Source organism: Pseudomonas sp. WS 5410 (assembly GCF_012985645.1).
GTDB classification, from domain to species: Bacteria; Pseudomonadota; Gammaproteobacteria; order Pseudomonadales; family Pseudomonadaceae; genus Aquipseudomonas; species Aquipseudomonas shahriarae.
This window is the reverse complement of record NZ_JAAQWS010000022.1, coordinates 1-14,727: the sequence shown is the minus strand read 5'-3', so window position 1 is coordinate 14,727 and position 14,727 is coordinate 1. Positions and strand designations below refer to the sequence as shown.

Sequence of the window (14,727 nt, the reverse complement as noted above, 5' to 3'; positions counted from 1 at the left end):
GAGCAAGCCCGCTCCCACATTTTTACCGAGTCGACTCTGGGGTTTAGCGGTAGACGAGGCCACCGTCGATCAGCGGCGCCTGGCCGGTCATGTAGTCCGAATCCGGGCCGGCCAGGTAGGCCACCAGGCCCGCCACATCCTCCGGTGTTTCTGCACGGCCCAGGGCAATGCCATCCACGTACTTCTTATATGTTGCCCCCACTTGCGCGCCGGTAATCTCGGCCATGCGCTTGTCGATCTCGACCCACATATCGGTGCCCACCACGCCTGGGCAATAGGCATTCACCGTCACCCCGGCGCTTGCCAGTTCCTTGGCCGCTGCCTGGGTCAGGGCACGCACGGCAAACTTGGTCGCCGAGTACACCCCCAGCAGTGCAAAGCCTTCGTGCCCGGCAATCGAGCAGGCATTGATGATCTTGCCCTTCTGCTTGAGTGCCTTGAACTTATTGCCCGCCGCCTGGATGCCCCACAATACGCCCTGTACGTTGATACCCAGGGTACGTTCGACCTGTTCCGGGGTCACGTCCAGCAGCGAGTCAATCTGCGCCACCCCGGCGTTGTTGACGATGATGTCAAAGCCACCCAGGGTCTGGTGCGCATGCTCGACCGCCGCGACCACCTGCTCGCGCTTGGACACGTCGGCGGTAAACACCGAGGCCTTGCGCCCGAGTGCCACGACCTCGGCCGCCACGGCTTCGAGCTTGGCGCTATTGATGTCGACCAGGGCGATATCCGCCCCGTCCCGCGCCAGGCGCAGGGCGATGGCCCGGCCAATGCCCTGCCCGGCGCCGGTCACCAGTGCAACTTTTCCAGCGATACCCATGATGATCTCCTGCAACGATAAGCGAAGCCTTGTCTATCGTAGGTGCGGGGTCACGCTGTCGAGGCCCGGATGAATTGGCGCAGGGCTTGAGACGCAACGTCTCAAGTAGCCGGGCTGAGGCGAGTACTTGTAAAGACGCGCACTTATGCCTAGCTTATGCGCCCCCGCCCCGCGCTTTAAGGCCTTGCCCCCATGGTTTTGCGTTTTCGCCCCGTCGTCACCTCACATTTGGCCCTCGGCCTGCTGCTCAGCGGCGGCATCGGCAACAGCCTGGCGGCTGAGCTGGAACTGCCGGCGCTGAACATCCAGGGCCAGGATGAGTCCGGTTATCGTGCGCAAAGCGCGTCGGTCGGCGGCTTCAATGAAGCACCGCTGCTCGACACCCCGGCCTCGATCACCGTGATCAACGCCGCGCTGATCAAGGACCAGCAGGCACGCCTGCTCAGTGAAGTGCTGCGCAACGACGCCTCGGTGGGCGAAAGCTACGCGCCGATTGGCTACTACGAAAATTTCGTGGTCCGGGGTTTTTCCCTGAATGCCGCCAGCAGCTACAAGATCAACGGGCGCACCATCACCGGCGAGCAGAATGTAGCCCTGGAAAACAAGCAGCGGGTGGAGTTGCTCAAGGGCCTGGCGGGCCTGCAAAGCGGGATTTCCGAGCCCAGCGGCGTGATCAACTACGTGACCAAACGCCCGGAAGACGTGCGCTCGGTCACGGTGTCCACCGATGATCGCGGCAGCGGCTATATCGCCACCGATGTCGGCGGCTGGTTTGGCAGCGAGCAGCAATTTGGCTTGCGCGCCAACGTCGCCCATGAAGACCTCAATTCCTATGTCGAACATGCCAATGGCCAGCGGGACTTTGTATCCCTGGCCTTCGACTGGAACATCAGCCCCGACGCCGTGCTGCAACTGGATGCCGAATACCAGGACAAACAACAGCGCTCGGTGCCCGGCTACCAGTTGCTCGGCGGCACCGAAGTGCCCCATGACGCCTCGCCGAAAAAACTGCTCGGCCACCAGAGCGGCTCCAAGCAGGTGGGGATCGACTCGCTGAACCTCAACGGCAAGTTCGAGTACCGCTTCAGTGACCAGTGGAAAGGCAGCGTCAGCGCGGCCCGCAGCAAGGTGGTGATTGATGACTACAGTTCGTTTGCCTGGGGTTGCTACGGCTCCCCCAGTTGCGCCGGCGTCAAAGTGCCGAACTACTTCAGCCCGGAAGGCAACTACGACATCGCTGACTACCGCAGCCCTGACGACACCCGGCGCAATGATGAAATCCAGGCGGCCATGACCGGCCTGTTCAGCACGGCCGGCCTGAGCCATGAACTGACCTTCGGCACCAGCGCCTTCCGCCGGGTGATCGACAAGCGCAAGTCGGTCAATGAATACGTCGGCAGCGGCAATATCAATCAGGACCCGGAAACCTTCCCGCCCACCGACAAGCCCCTGAACGACAGTCACCGGCGTCTCGACAGCCGCCAGTACGGGCTGTTCGTCACCGACCGCATCAGCTTCAACGAGCAATGGCAAACCGTGCTCGGTGGCCGCGAAGTGCGCCTGGATGAAAAATCCTTCGATCAACATGGCGTGCAGGAGCGTCACACCCAGCAGTACGAGTTCCTGCCCAACGCTGCGCTGATCTACAAGCCAGTGGAAAACATCTCGTTGTACACCAGCTACAGCAAGGGCCTGTCACTGGGCGGTGAGGCACCGTGGTATGCGAACAATGATGGGGAAATCCTTGCGCCGACCGTCTCCCGGCAGATCGAAGCCGGGGTGAAATACGACTGGCGCCGCATCAGCTTCGCCGCCGCGGTGTTCCAGACACGCCAGGCCTACCAGTACGCCAAGCCCGACAACGCCGGAGGCTTCACCTACGTGCAGCAGGGCCAGCAGAAAAACACCGGCCTGGAGCTGTCAGCCAATGGCTGGGCCACCGAGCGTCTGCAGATTGCGACCAGCGTGGCGGCGATTCGCGCCCGGGTGAGCGGCAGCGGCACGCCGCAATACGAAGGCCACCAGACGATCAACGTGCCCAAGCTGCGCGCCAGTGTATACGCCGACTACGCCCTGCCATGGGTCAACGGCCTGGCGGTACTCGGCGGCGTGCAATACAGCGCCAGCAAGAACGCCAACCGTACCGGCAATGTGGAAGTGGGGGATTATGCGCTGGTCAACATCGGCAGCCGCTACACCACCCAGGTCGACGGCTATGAAACGGTGTTCCGCCTGAGCGTCGACAACCTGTTCGACAAGCGCTACTGGCGTGATGCGGGCGAATACATGGGCGATGACTACCTGTTCCAGGGTGCGCCACTGACGGCGCGCCTGAGTGCTTCCATCAACTTCTGACCCCGATCCAATGTGAAACCTGGCTTGTGTGGGAGCTGGTTTATGTGGGAGCTCCTACATTGGCCAGCGCCTACCCTTGAATGTCGTTACTTAGGCATCTTGCGAAAGCCCACCGCCAGGCGGTTCCAGCTGTTGATGGTGGCAATGGCCAGACTCAGGTCAACCTGTTCGGCGGCGCTGAACTCGGCATTGAGCAACGCATAGTCTTCGTCCGAGGCGTGGGTCTGGCTGATCAGCGTCAGGCTTTCGGCCCAGGCCAGGGCGGCGCGTTCGCGCGGGGTGAAGAACGGCGTTTCGCGCCAGGCCGACAGGGTGCACAAGCGGCGCTCGGTCTCGCCGCCCTTGCGGGCATCGGCAGTGTGCATATCCAGGCAGAAGGCGCAGCCGTTGATCTGGGAGACGCGCAGGCGCACCAGCTCCAGCAGCGGCAGTTCAATGGACAGTTTGCCGACGGCGGCTTCCAGGGCGAGCATGGCTTTCATCGCATCGGGGGACGCGGTGTAGAAATCAATGCGAGCAGACATGGTGTTACTCCAGGACAGTAGGAATTGGCGCCCAGCTTAATCACCCTACTGCCTCGCACAAATAGCCAATCCTGACGAAGAACAGGTAGCCAATGCCAGGCGCTTCAGGCCCGGCGGCGCAGCCACTGTAAAAAGCCCTTTTTCACCGGCACGATCGGTGCGTCCTGGGTCAGGTGCTGGGCGGTGTGCAGGCGGAAATCCAGGAGGTTCTGCATGGCTTCACTGATATCGTGGCGCGCATCCAGGCACGGCTTGAGGTATTCCTTTTCGATGCGGTAGAGGGTGCAGTAGGTCTTGGCTACAAAGTCCGCCGGCACGCTTTGCGCCCCCAGAATCCCGGCTTCACCAATCACTTCTCCTGGCCCCATGCGCCCGGCTTCGAACGCGTGCCCAGCCTTGACCAGCATCACCGAAACCACCCCGGACTCGATGATAAACAGGTGATCGCTGACCTCCCCCCTCGGCAGGATCATCTCACCGGCGCGGAAGGTGTGCAGGGTCATGTTCTGGCTGAAGGTTTCCTTCTCTTCCTGACGCAAGGTCGAGAAGATACTCGAGCTTTCCAGCAGTGCCCGTGCGGGGGTAGTGGACGGCGAGGTCGGGCTTTCGGCGCTCGACAACAGGCTCACACCGGCCGCCTGCAAGTGCCGGTAGGCCAGGTCATAAAGCTGGTTGCGCACCTCGCGCTTGAGGGCCATGGCCGGCACGAAGCCGCTGATTTCATACTCCACGCCACCACCGGTAGAGGTTTTGAAGGCCACGCTCGGCGCCGGCTTGGCCAGCAATTGCCGGCAACCTTGCATGGCCCGTTCCAGGGCTTCCAATACTGTTTGCGGACGCGCATGGGGGCTGACTTGCAGGCTCACCGCGAGGCCGAACATATCCGCCGGGCGTGAGAAATTGATGATCTTGGCCTTGGCCGCCAGTGAATTGGGGATCACCGCCATGCTGCCCTGGGAGGTTTGCAGGCGCGTGGCGCGCCAGTCGATATCCGTCACCCGGCCTTCGGTGCCGTCGATGGAGATCCAGTCATCCAGTTGGTAGGGCTTGGTGGTGTTGAGCACGATTCCGGAGAACACGTCGCTCAAGGTGCTCTGCAGCGCCAGGCCGACGATGATCGCCACCGCGCCGGAGGTGGCCAGTACGCCCTTGACCGGCAGGTCGAGCACGTAGGCCATGGCCGCGATGATCGCGATCAGGAAAATCACCGCGCCCATCAGGTCTTGCAGCAACCGCCCGGTGTGGCCGACCCGCTGCATCATCAGCGCGCCGAGCAACACCGTCAGGGTGCGCGCGGCAAACAACCACCAGGCGATCTGCAAAGCCGTGGCGGCCAGGTGCAGCGGGGTGTTGTCGGCGTACGGCGCCAGTTGCATGGGGTTCATGCCGTCGTTGAACAGCACGGCGCTGAACACCGCGAAAATCCCCAGCCGCGCAATCAGCTTCCAGTTGCCGGGGCTGGCCGAAAACAGACGCCAGACGACGATATCGATAAGGATCAGCGCCAGGGCGCACAGCATCGGGTGATCGGAGAGAAAAGACAGCATCCAGGCGACTCCAGGGCGAATGCCCTGAAGATCGCATGAAATGCAGTTGGCGGGTATAGGGCGCCGCCAATCAGCGGGAGGCGCCGTGCATTTGGCCGAACTGGCCGGACTGGAAGTCGGCGAAGGCCTGGTGAATCTCTTGCTCGGTGTTCATCACAAACGGACCGTGACCGACGATGGGCTCGTCAATGGGTTCACCACTGAGCAGCAGCACCATGGCGTCGGCGTTGGACTCCAGGCTGAGCTGATCGCCCTCGCGCTCAAACAGCACCAGTTGCCCTTCGCGTGCCAGTTCCTGGCCGTTGACTTGCACGGTGCCTTTGAGCACCACCAGCGCGGTATTGCGCCCGGCATGCAGGTCCAGGGTCACGGCCTTGCCGCCCTTGAGGCGCAGGTCCCACACGTCAATCGGCGTGAAGGTGCGTGCCGGCCCGGTGCGGCCAGCGAACTCACCGGCAATCAGGCGCAGGCTGCCGGCACCGTTGGCCAGGGGCAACGACGGAATATCGCCGTCGAGAATGGTCTGGTAGCCGGCTTCGCTCATTTTGTCCTTGGCCGGCAGGTTGACCCACAGTTGCACCATTTCCAGGGCGCCGCCCCGTTTGGCGAAGGCTTCGGAATGGAACTCTTCATGCAGGATCCCTTTGGCCGCAGTCATCCACTGCACATCGCCCGGGCCGATGGTGCCGCCGGCCCCCGTGGAATCGCGGTGCTCGACTTCGCCTTCGTAGACGATGGTCACGGTTTCAAAGCCGCGATGGGGATGCTGGCCCACGCCACGTCGCTGCGTGGTGGGGGTGAAATCCGCCGGGCCGGCGTGGTCCAGCAGCAGGAACGGGCTGATGTGCTTGCCCATGGTGTCGTAGGAAAATAGCGTGCGAACCGGAAAACCGTCGCCGACCCAATGGCCGCGTAGGCTGGTGTAGATACCAATGATGTTTTTCATGATGGACCTCCAAAGTGCATCCACCTTAAATCCAATACCAATAAGGCACTAGACAGCGGATTTGGCTCGCATCGTTCCATGGATGGGACGACTTAACCGCGGCGCTTCGCAGTCATAGCCCATCCGGTTTCATTGGCGTGGGCGTTGAGACTACAGGCCACCCGCAAAACGCAAAGCAGGCACCTTAATCATCTACGCCCGAACAACCTGGACAACGTGTGACAACCCGATCCAAAGCAAAGGGTGGATTAAATTATATTTCGGTCGTAATATTTGGCCAAATATTACGTTCGTAATTTTTCCTACACCAACGCCACCAGGAGCCTGAAATGAGCCCACGCCCTCCTCTTCACCGCCTTTTTTCGCCCCTGGCGCTGTTGATCCTGCTCAGCGGTTGCAACAGCCAGGCCGACCCCACCGCCAACACCGCCCCACCGCGCCCGGTGCTGGCGGCCAACGTCGAAGCCGCTGCCAGCCAGCAGAATGCCTATACCGGGGTGGTGGCGGCACGCACCGAAAGCGACCTGGGTTTTCGAGTCAGTGGCAAGGTGATCGAACGCAAAGTCGATCCCGGCCAGCACGTTTCCCGGGGCGACATCCTGCTGGTCCTGGATATCGGCGACTTCGAGCTGGCACTGCGCTCGGCAAAAAACCGCGTCAATGCCGCCCAGGCGCAACTGCGTCAGCGCCGTGATGATGCCAATCGCTACCAACGCCTGGCCAGCACCGGCGCGGTGTCACGGCAGATTTTCGACCAGTCCGCGACTAACCTGCGGGTCGCCGAAGCTGAACTCGCCGCCGCCCAGTCGGACGCCAGCCAGATTGAAAACCGTCGCACCTACTCGGTGCTGCGGGCCGATGGCGACGGGGTGATCACCGATGTGCGGGTGGAGCGCGGGCAGGTGGTGGCCGAAGGGCAGATCGTCGCGCGCCTGGCCCACGACGGTGCGCGGGAAGCCATCATCCACCTGCCGGAAAACCAGCGTGACCGCGCCTCGCAAAAAGCCCTGGCCTTGCCGTTCGGTGCGCCGGACCAGGCGGTCACCGCGACATTGCGTGAACTCTCGGCCAGCGCCGATCCCGTCACCCGCACCTACCGCGCGCGCTATGTGCTGCACGGCACGGTCGAGCGTGTCGCCCTCGGTTCCACCATCACCCTGCGCCTGCAAGGCAACGACCAACCGCCACACACCCGCGTGCCGATTGGCGCCCTGCAGGATACCGGCAACGGCAGCGGGGTCTGGCTGATTGGCGCGGATGACAAAGTCAGCTTCGCTGCAGTCACGGTGGCCAGCCTGGGCCAGGAAGAAGCCCTGCTTTCCAGCGGCGTCAGCCCCGGCCAACGGGTGGTCGCCCTCGGCGCGCACCTGCTGCATCAGGGTGACAGCGTGCGCGTGCTGCCCGCCCAGGCACAGCCCCTCAACCGCCGCCAGGAACCTTGAGCATGCATGGCCTGAATCTCTCGGCATTGGCGGTCAAGCACCGTGCCGTCACCCTGTTCCTGATCCTCGCGATCCTCGCTGCCGGGATTTTTTCCTTCGGTAAACTGGGGCGCGCCGAAGACCCGCTGTTCACCGTCAAAGTCATGACCATCACCGCCGCCTGGCCCGGCGCCACGGCCCAGGAGATGCAGGAGCAAGTGGCCGACCGCCTGGAAAAGCGCCTGCAGGAGCTGGACGACTACGACCGCGTCGAAACCATCGCCCAACCGGGGTTTGTGTCGATGCGCATGACCTTCCTCGAGTCCACGCGCCCCAATGAAATCCAGGACCTGTTCTACCAGACCCGCAAAAAACTCAGTGACGAAGCCGCCAAACTGCCCAAGGGCGTGATCGGGCCGTTCTTCAACGATGAATATTCCGATGTGTACTTCGCCCTATACGCCCTGGAAGCCGAACACCTGCCCCATCGCCAACAGGTGCAGATGGCCGAAGCAATGCGCCAGGACTTCCTCAGGCTGCCGGGGGTGAAGAAGGTCAATATCCTCGGCGAACAGGCGCAGCGGGTATTTGTCGAGTTCTCCTATGAGCGCCTGGCGACCCTGGGGATCAAGCCCGAGCAGATCTTCGCCGCCCTCGCCGCGCAAAACGCCGTGGCGCCGTCGGGGTTTGTCGAAACCGCCGGCGCCCGCGCTTATATCCGTATCGACGGCGCCTTTGACAGCCTGGCGCTGATCGAAAACGTGCCGCTGCCGGTGGACGGCAAAGTGCTGCGCATCGCCGATGTCGCCACCGTCAGCCGTGGCTATGAAGACCCGCCCAGCTACCGTATCCGCCACCAGGGCGACCCGGCCTTGATGCTGGGCATCATCATGGAAAAACACTGGAACGGCCTGGACCTGGACCAGAGCCTCAAGGGCCAGGAGGCTAAAATCCAGGCGGACCTGCCCCTGGGCGTCAACTTCGCAAAAGTCTCCGACCAGGCGAAAAACATCAGCCTGGCGGTGGATGAGTTCATGCTCAAATTCTTCGTCGCCCTGGCCGTGGTGATGGTCATCAGCCTGTTGGCCCTGGGTTTTCGCGTCGGTTTGGTAGTAGCGGCGGCGGTGCCGCTGACCTTGTCCATAGTGTTTGTGATCATGCTGCTGACCGGCCGCGAATTTGACCGCATCACCCTCGGCGCGCTGATCATTTCCCTGGGCCTGCTGGTGGACGACGCAATCATCGCCATTGAGATGATGGTGGTGAAACTCGAAGAAGGCTTCGACCGCATCCACGCCGCGACCTTCGCCTGGAGCGCCACTGCCGCGCCAATGCTGACCGGCACCCTGGTGACGATCATCGGCTTTCTGCCGGTGGGTTTTGCCCGTTCGGGTGCGGGCGAATATGCCGGCAATATCTTCTGGATCGTTGGCTTTGCCCTAATCGCTTCGTGGTTGGTGGCGGTGGTGTTTACCCCGTACCTGGGGGTCAAGCTGCTGCCCAATATCAAGCCGGTGCCCGGCGGCCACGACGCGATCTATGCCGGCCCGTGGTACCAGAAACTGCGCCACCTGGTGCAAACCTGCGTGCGCCGGCGCTGGCAGGTGACCGGGCTGGTGGTGTCGGCGTTTGTGCTGTGCGGGTTGGGCATGGGTGTGGTGAAGAAGCAGTTCTTCCCCAACTCCGACCGTTCCGAATTGATCCTGGAGGTGTATATGCCGCCGGGCAGTGCCTTCAAAAGCACCGAGGCGGTGGCGGCGCAGTTGGAAAAGGCGCTGCTGCAAGAGCCGCAGACGCGCATGGTCGACACCTATGTAGGCGGCGGTGCGCCACGGTTTTTCCTGTCGCTTAACCCTGAGTTGCCTGACCCGGCGTTCGCCAAACTGATCGTGCAAACCGCCGACGCCCATGCCCGCGATGCCTTGAAACGGCGCATGCGCGAGCGCATCGCCGACGGCGAATTCCCCGCCGCGCGGGTACGGGTCACGCAATTGCTGTTCGGCCCGCCGGTGCCCTTCCCGGTGGTGTTTCGCGTGTCCGGCCCCGACTTGAGCCTGTTGCGCAGCCTGTCCGAAGAGGTGCGCCAGGTGGTTGCCGCCAACCCTCTGACCAAGGACGCGTTCCTCGATTGGGGCGAACGCAGCAGCGCTTATCGCCTGGTGCTGGACCAGGATCGCCTGCGCCTGCTGGGCTTCACCCCCGACGAGGTGAAATCCCAACTCAACGCCCTGCTCAGCGGGAACCCGATCACCGAAGTACGCGAAGGCAACCGCACGGTGTCGGTGGTGGTCCGTGCCCAGGGCAGCCAGCGTGAAGACCTCGGCAACCTCGACAATATGACCCTGACCAACAGCGCCGGCGTGTCGCTGCCCCTGGCCCAGGTCGGGCATTTCCAGGCCGTGATGGAGGAACCTATCCTCAAGCGCCGCGACCGTACGACCACGGTTGAAGTGCGCGCCGACATCATCGACGGCGTGCAACCGCCCGACGTGGAGATGGCTGTCTACAAAGACCTGCAAGCGTTGATTGCACGATTGCCGGCCGGCTACCGCCTGGACATCGGCGGCCCGGTGGAAGAAAGCGCCAAGGCCAACGTGGCCCTGGCGGCACTGTTCCCGATCATGATCCTGCTGACCCTCACGGTGATCATGTTCCAGGTGCGCTCGTTCGGCGTGATGTTCATGGTCTTCGCCACCGCCCCGCTGGGCTTGATCGGCGCAGTGCCGACCTTGCTGCTGTTCAACCAACCGTTTGGCTTCAATGCGATCCTGGGGTTGATCGGGATTGGCGGGATCCTGATGCGCAACACCCTGATCTTCACCGACCAGATCCGCCAGAACCAGGAACAGGGCCTGGCCACCACCGAGGCGATTGTCGAAGCCACCGTACGCCGCGCACGGCCGGTGATACTGACTGCGCTGGCGGCGGCGTTGGCGTTTATTCCGCTGACCTTGTCGGTGTTCTGGTCGTCCCTGGCGTATGTGCTGATCGGCGGGGTGTTGGTGGGGACATTGTTGACGCTGCTGTTCTTGCCAGCGTTGTGCAGTTTGGTGCTGGGCCGGGACAAGGTGCGGGCGGCAATCTCCTAATGTGTCGGTTTGTGTGGGAGCGGGCTTGCCCGCGATGGCGGCGAATCAGTCAACCAAGATGCCGCCTGACACACCGCTATCGCGGGCAAGCCCGCTCCCACATCAACCCGGTGTCTACCGAGCGATTGATGGTGCTTTCAGATCAGCGCTTGGCCAGCTCCATAATCATCCGACTCAACAGATAAATCCGCGGCGCCACACTCTCCACCTCCGCGTACTCCTGCGCTGTATGGATATTGCCGCCGACAATCCCGAAGCCGTCCAGCGTCGGGGTGCCGACGCCCGCCGACAGGCTGGCATCCGCCGCCCCGCCACTGCCTTCAATGGTCAGCTTGCGCCCAAGTTCGGCGTAGATGCCTTGGGCGATTGCCACCAACTTGTCAGACTCAGGCGTCTGCGGCATCGGTGGCAAACCCCGTTGCAGGCTGGTGGTGACCTGTGTTTCAGGAATCAGCTTATTGGCGGAAACCCGCGCCAGATCCTTCTCGATCCGATCAAACTCTTCCGGCAGCGCCGCCCGCACATCTGCCTTGGCCGTGGCCTGGTCGGGGATCACGTTGGTGCGATCGCCAGCCTTGAGCACGGTGAAGTTGATGGTGGTTTTTTTCTCGTCATCCCCAAGCTTGCCCAGTTGCAGGATCTGGTGGGCCGCCTCCATCGCCGCGTTACGCCCCAGCTCCGGGGCAACCCCGGCGTGAGCGGCCTTGCCCTTGACCTCAACCACCGCTGTGGCACTGCCCTTGCGCCAGACCACCAGGCCATCAGCCGGACGACCGGGCTCCAGGTTCAAGGTGACATCGTGGGCCCTGGCGGTTTTGCGGATCAGTTCGGAGGCGGCCTCGGAGCCGGTTTCTTCGCTGGCATCGAGCAGAAAGGTGATTTGCGCGTAGTCCGTGAAGTGCTGGTTTTTCAGTACTTTCAAGGCATAGATCCCGGCGACGATCCCGCCCTTGTCGTCCATCACCCCAGGGCCATAGGCACGGCCGTCCTTGATATGAAACGGCCGCTCGGCCGCCGAGCCTTCCTTGAACACCGTGTCCATATGCGCCATCAGCAGGATTTTCGCCTTGCCCGTGCCTTTGAGCGTGGCGATTACATGGCTGTTATTGGCTGCCGCGTCTGGCACCTGTTCGATGCTGAAACCCAGTTGTTTCAATTCATCGACGGCGATCTCGCGCACCTGGGTCAGGCCCGGCTCGTAGCCGGAACCCGAGTCGATATTCACCAGACGCTCCAACAGCTTCAAGGCCGGGGCCTTGTACTGCTCGGCATCGGCCTGGATCTGCGGGTGAGGCTGGGCGCTGAAAGCCGGCATGGCGATCCCCAGGGACAACCCCAGGGCAGCGGACAACAGCGTACGGGGGACGTTGAGAGTCATGAACAGATCCTTGTTTTTTATTGGAGAGGGTCTCTCACACCCTACCTGACAAAGGCCACATTGTTCATCCGCAAACCGACAGGGGACTCTTCGCCAGGCACCCCCGAAATATCCCACCCGACTGCCGGATAATCTCTACTTCCAAGCGTTAAAAACCGCTGCAAAGTCCCTCGCCTGATCACACAGCGCAAGGGACCGCCGATGTACTTTCCAATTGATGCCCCGGTCCTGGGGGCAACCTCTTGAATGCCGCCATTGGTTTTATGGTCCTGGCGGCCATGGACTTCAAAACGCGGGACGTCGAAGCGGTTCTCGCCGACTTCCGGCAATGCCTGAACACCTATGACGCCTGGGCCGAGAGTTTCTGGAGCTTTTCGGCGCTGGAGGTCGAGCAGGTCTTCAAGGTGGGCGATGAGGTGGCGCTGGTGGCGCCCATTGCGTCCAAAGCCCCCAGCAGCACCGTCGCGATGTGCAAGGCCAGTGGCTCGTTGACCCTGGTGCATATGTTCGAGAGCACACGTTTTGTGCCCATCGGCAACACCCCGGTGATGCTGCAAGCCATCCCCAAGGACGGTGGCCCGCTGGGCGACCCCCTTTACAAAACCATCGGCCCCAGCGGCATTCTCGAAGTCACCGACTGCACCCGCGACCAGCCGTATCGGATCACCTTCTACCCCAATGTTTCCAAAGCCCACGTCCAGGCGTTGTACGCGTCTTACCAGGCCATCATTGCGCCGCTGGAAAGCCAGTTGCGCAAAGACTGGAGCAGTACATTCGAACCTTTGTGGCAGGGCTACTCCGAAGCCAATTTTGTGCAGCGCTACCGCCTGCTGGACCAAGGCTATGCGCAGGGATTTGGCAACGCACTGCATGAGCTGTGGGACAACATCCAACAGCTGTATCAATGGCTAGCGGACCTCAAGCCCAACAGCGAAAAACTCCTGCACTACCTCTCCCAGGCCGAACTTGATGCCCTACTGGCGTTGAGCCAGGAAGCCATCGCCAATGGCCTGCTGATGCTCAGCGACGAGCCATTGTTGTTTATCTACCTGTCGGCGCTGGTCAGCTGGATGCGCATGCTGCCGCCGCCGTACTTGAACGAACTGCTGGGGCAAATCACCGCCGAAGTGCTGATCAACCTGTTGCTGGTGTGGGTCACCGCCGGCATGGGCGTGACGGTGCGCCTGGGCGCGCAAGTGCTGGGCAAGATCAAGTCGGGTCGGGTCCGCCAGTGGCTCGAGCAGATGGCCCGGCCATTTGCGAAGACCGGCATGGAGCCCCATGCCGAGGCGCTCAGGCCGTTATTGCTGGGTAGCCCTGCAACGCCGATCAAGACGGTGCCCAGCGTGCCGCTGAAAGCCGGCGCAATGGAAGTAACCAACCCGGTGCCCCTGGTGCGGGAAAAATCCGCGCCCAAGACGGCCTTGGTCAAGCATGAGGCGGTCGACGACGCGCCCTCCTCCGCGAAAAACCCCAACGGTGAGGCAACCGCCAGCGCCGACAAAACCGCGACCCACGGTTGCCCGGTGTCCATGGTCACCGGCGAAGAACTGCTGACCCTGACCGATGGCGAACTGGATGGCGTGCTGCCATTTGCCTGGACGCGCCTGTATCGCACCAGTGCCGTGGAGGTGGATTGCGGGCTGGGCTTTGGCTGGAGCCACTCGTTGGCGCAGCGACTGGAGGTGGTCGGCGGGTCGGTGGTGTGGACGGACCATGAGAACCGCAGCACCACCTTTCCCCTGCCCTCCGTTGCCCGCCCGGCGATCAGCAATAGCCTGGCTGAAGCGGCGATTTATCTGGGGGCGACGCCGGATGAGCTGGTGCTGGCGCAGGGGGCACGCTTCTACCACTTTCACGACGGTGTGCTGACGGCGATCAGCGATGGGTATGACAACCGCCTGGGTATTTCCCGCGATGGCTTGGGGCGGATTCTGCGCCTGGATAACGGTGCCGGTCGCGCCTTGCTGTTGCGTTATGACCGCGGGCATATCGTGGCGCTGGACTACCAGGTGTTTCGCGTGGAAAGCGAATCGGATGACGCCTGGGTTACTGAGCAGAACGTTGTTTCCTACCGCTATGACGAACAGTGGCGACTGCTTGAGGCGATCAATGCCGTCGGCGAAAGCGAGCGCTATCAGTACGACAGCCTTGCGGTAATTACTGAGCGGCAGTTGGCCGGTGGGGCGAGTTTCTTCTGGGAGTGGGAACGGTCTGGCAAGGCGGCACGCTGTGTGAGGCATTGGGCCAGTTTTGCGCAGATGGATACGCGCTATAGCTGGGACGACGGCCGCGTCACCCTGCTTAACGCCGATGGCAGCCAGGAAGTCTACGTGCATGACCCGAGGGCACGCCTGGTGCAGCGGGTTGATCCGGATGGCGGCGAGCATTTCAAGTCCTACGACGCACAGGGGCGGCTGACGGTTGAACAGGATCCCCTCGGCGCGATCACGGCCTATCAGTACGACGAGGCTGGGCGCTTGGTGGCGCTGTTTCCCGGGGATGACGAGCCCACAGCCTACGAGTATGAGGATGGCTTCGTACGGGTCATGCGCCGGGGTGAGGCGGTCTGGAAGTACCAGCGTAATGATCAGGGCGCGATCACGCGCCAGACTGATCCTGACGGCAATGTCACCGAGTACAG

At 62.4% G+C, this 14,727-nt stretch carries 9 protein-coding genes; 4 read left to right on the top strand and 5 right to left on the bottom strand.

What is annotated here, in order from left to right:
• Positions 1 to 43 precede the first annotated feature (43 nt).
• The gene (locus tag HBO24_RS24745; RefSeq protein ID WP_057438489.1) at positions 44 to 823 is read right to left on the bottom strand and encodes an acetoin reductase; all 780 of its coding nucleotides are present in this window, start codon (positions 821 to 823) and stop codon (positions 44 to 46) included.
• 192 nt (positions 824 to 1,015) lie between these two features.
• On the opposite strand from HBO24_RS24745, the gene HBO24_RS24740 reads away from it, so the two are divergent.
• Positions 1,016 to 3,178 (top strand): TonB-dependent siderophore receptor, encoded by a 2,163-nt coding sequence (locus HBO24_RS24740; protein WP_170060509.1) that lies wholly within the window; start codon positions 1,016 to 1,018, stop codon positions 3,176 to 3,178.
• Positions 3,179 to 3,264: 86 nt separating this feature from the next.
• On the opposite strand, the gene HBO24_RS24735 is transcribed toward HBO24_RS24740, so the two are convergent.
• From HBO24_RS24735 to HBO24_RS24725, 3 genes are all read right to left on the bottom strand, one after another.
• On the bottom strand, positions 3,265 to 3,702 hold the full coding sequence (locus HBO24_RS24735) for a carboxymuconolactone decarboxylase family protein (RefSeq protein ID WP_170060508.1): 438 nt from the start codon (positions 3,700 to 3,702) through the stop codon (positions 3,265 to 3,267).
• Positions 3,703 to 3,806: 104 nt separating this feature from the next.
• The gene (locus tag HBO24_RS24730) at positions 3,807 to 5,249 is read right to left on the bottom strand and encodes a mechanosensitive ion channel family protein (RefSeq protein ID WP_170060507.1); all 1,443 of its coding nucleotides are present in this window, start codon (positions 5,247 to 5,249) and stop codon (positions 3,807 to 3,809) included.
• A 70-nt stretch (positions 5,250 to 5,319) separates the two neighbouring features.
• Positions 5,320 to 6,195 carry a pirin family protein gene (locus HBO24_RS24725; protein WP_170060506.1) on the bottom strand — a complete coding sequence of 292 codons (876 nt, stop codon included), beginning with the start codon at positions 6,193 to 6,195 and terminating at the stop codon, positions 5,320 to 5,322.
• A 329-nt stretch (positions 6,196 to 6,524) separates the two neighbouring features.
• Here HBO24_RS24725 and HBO24_RS24720 point away from each other — a divergent pair, with 329 nt between their 5' ends.
• On the top strand, positions 6,525 to 7,637 hold the full coding sequence (locus HBO24_RS24720; RefSeq protein ID WP_169961234.1) for an efflux RND transporter periplasmic adaptor subunit: 1,113 nt from the start codon (positions 6,525 to 6,527) through the stop codon (positions 7,635 to 7,637).
• A 2-nt stretch (positions 7,638 to 7,639) separates the two neighbouring features.
• Positions 7,640 to 10,705: an efflux RND transporter permease subunit gene (locus tag HBO24_RS24715; protein ID WP_170044811.1), complete on the top strand. Its 3,066-nt coding sequence runs from the start codon at positions 7,640 to 7,642 to the stop codon at positions 10,703 to 10,705.
• 142 nt (positions 10,706 to 10,847) lie between these two features.
• On the opposite strand, the gene HBO24_RS24710 is transcribed toward HBO24_RS24715, so the two are convergent.
• Entirely contained in the window at positions 10,848 to 12,083 is a 1,236-nt protein-coding gene (locus HBO24_RS24710) for a M20/M25/M40 family metallo-hydrolase (RefSeq protein ID WP_170060505.1), read from the bottom strand.
• 278 nt (positions 12,084 to 12,361) lie between these two features.
• Between HBO24_RS24710 and HBO24_RS24705 the strand changes: the two genes are divergently transcribed.
• Positions 12,362 to 14,727, top strand: a 2,366-nt coding sequence (locus HBO24_RS24705) for a DUF6531 domain-containing protein (protein ID WP_170060554.1), incomplete at its 3' end; no start/stop codon positions are given.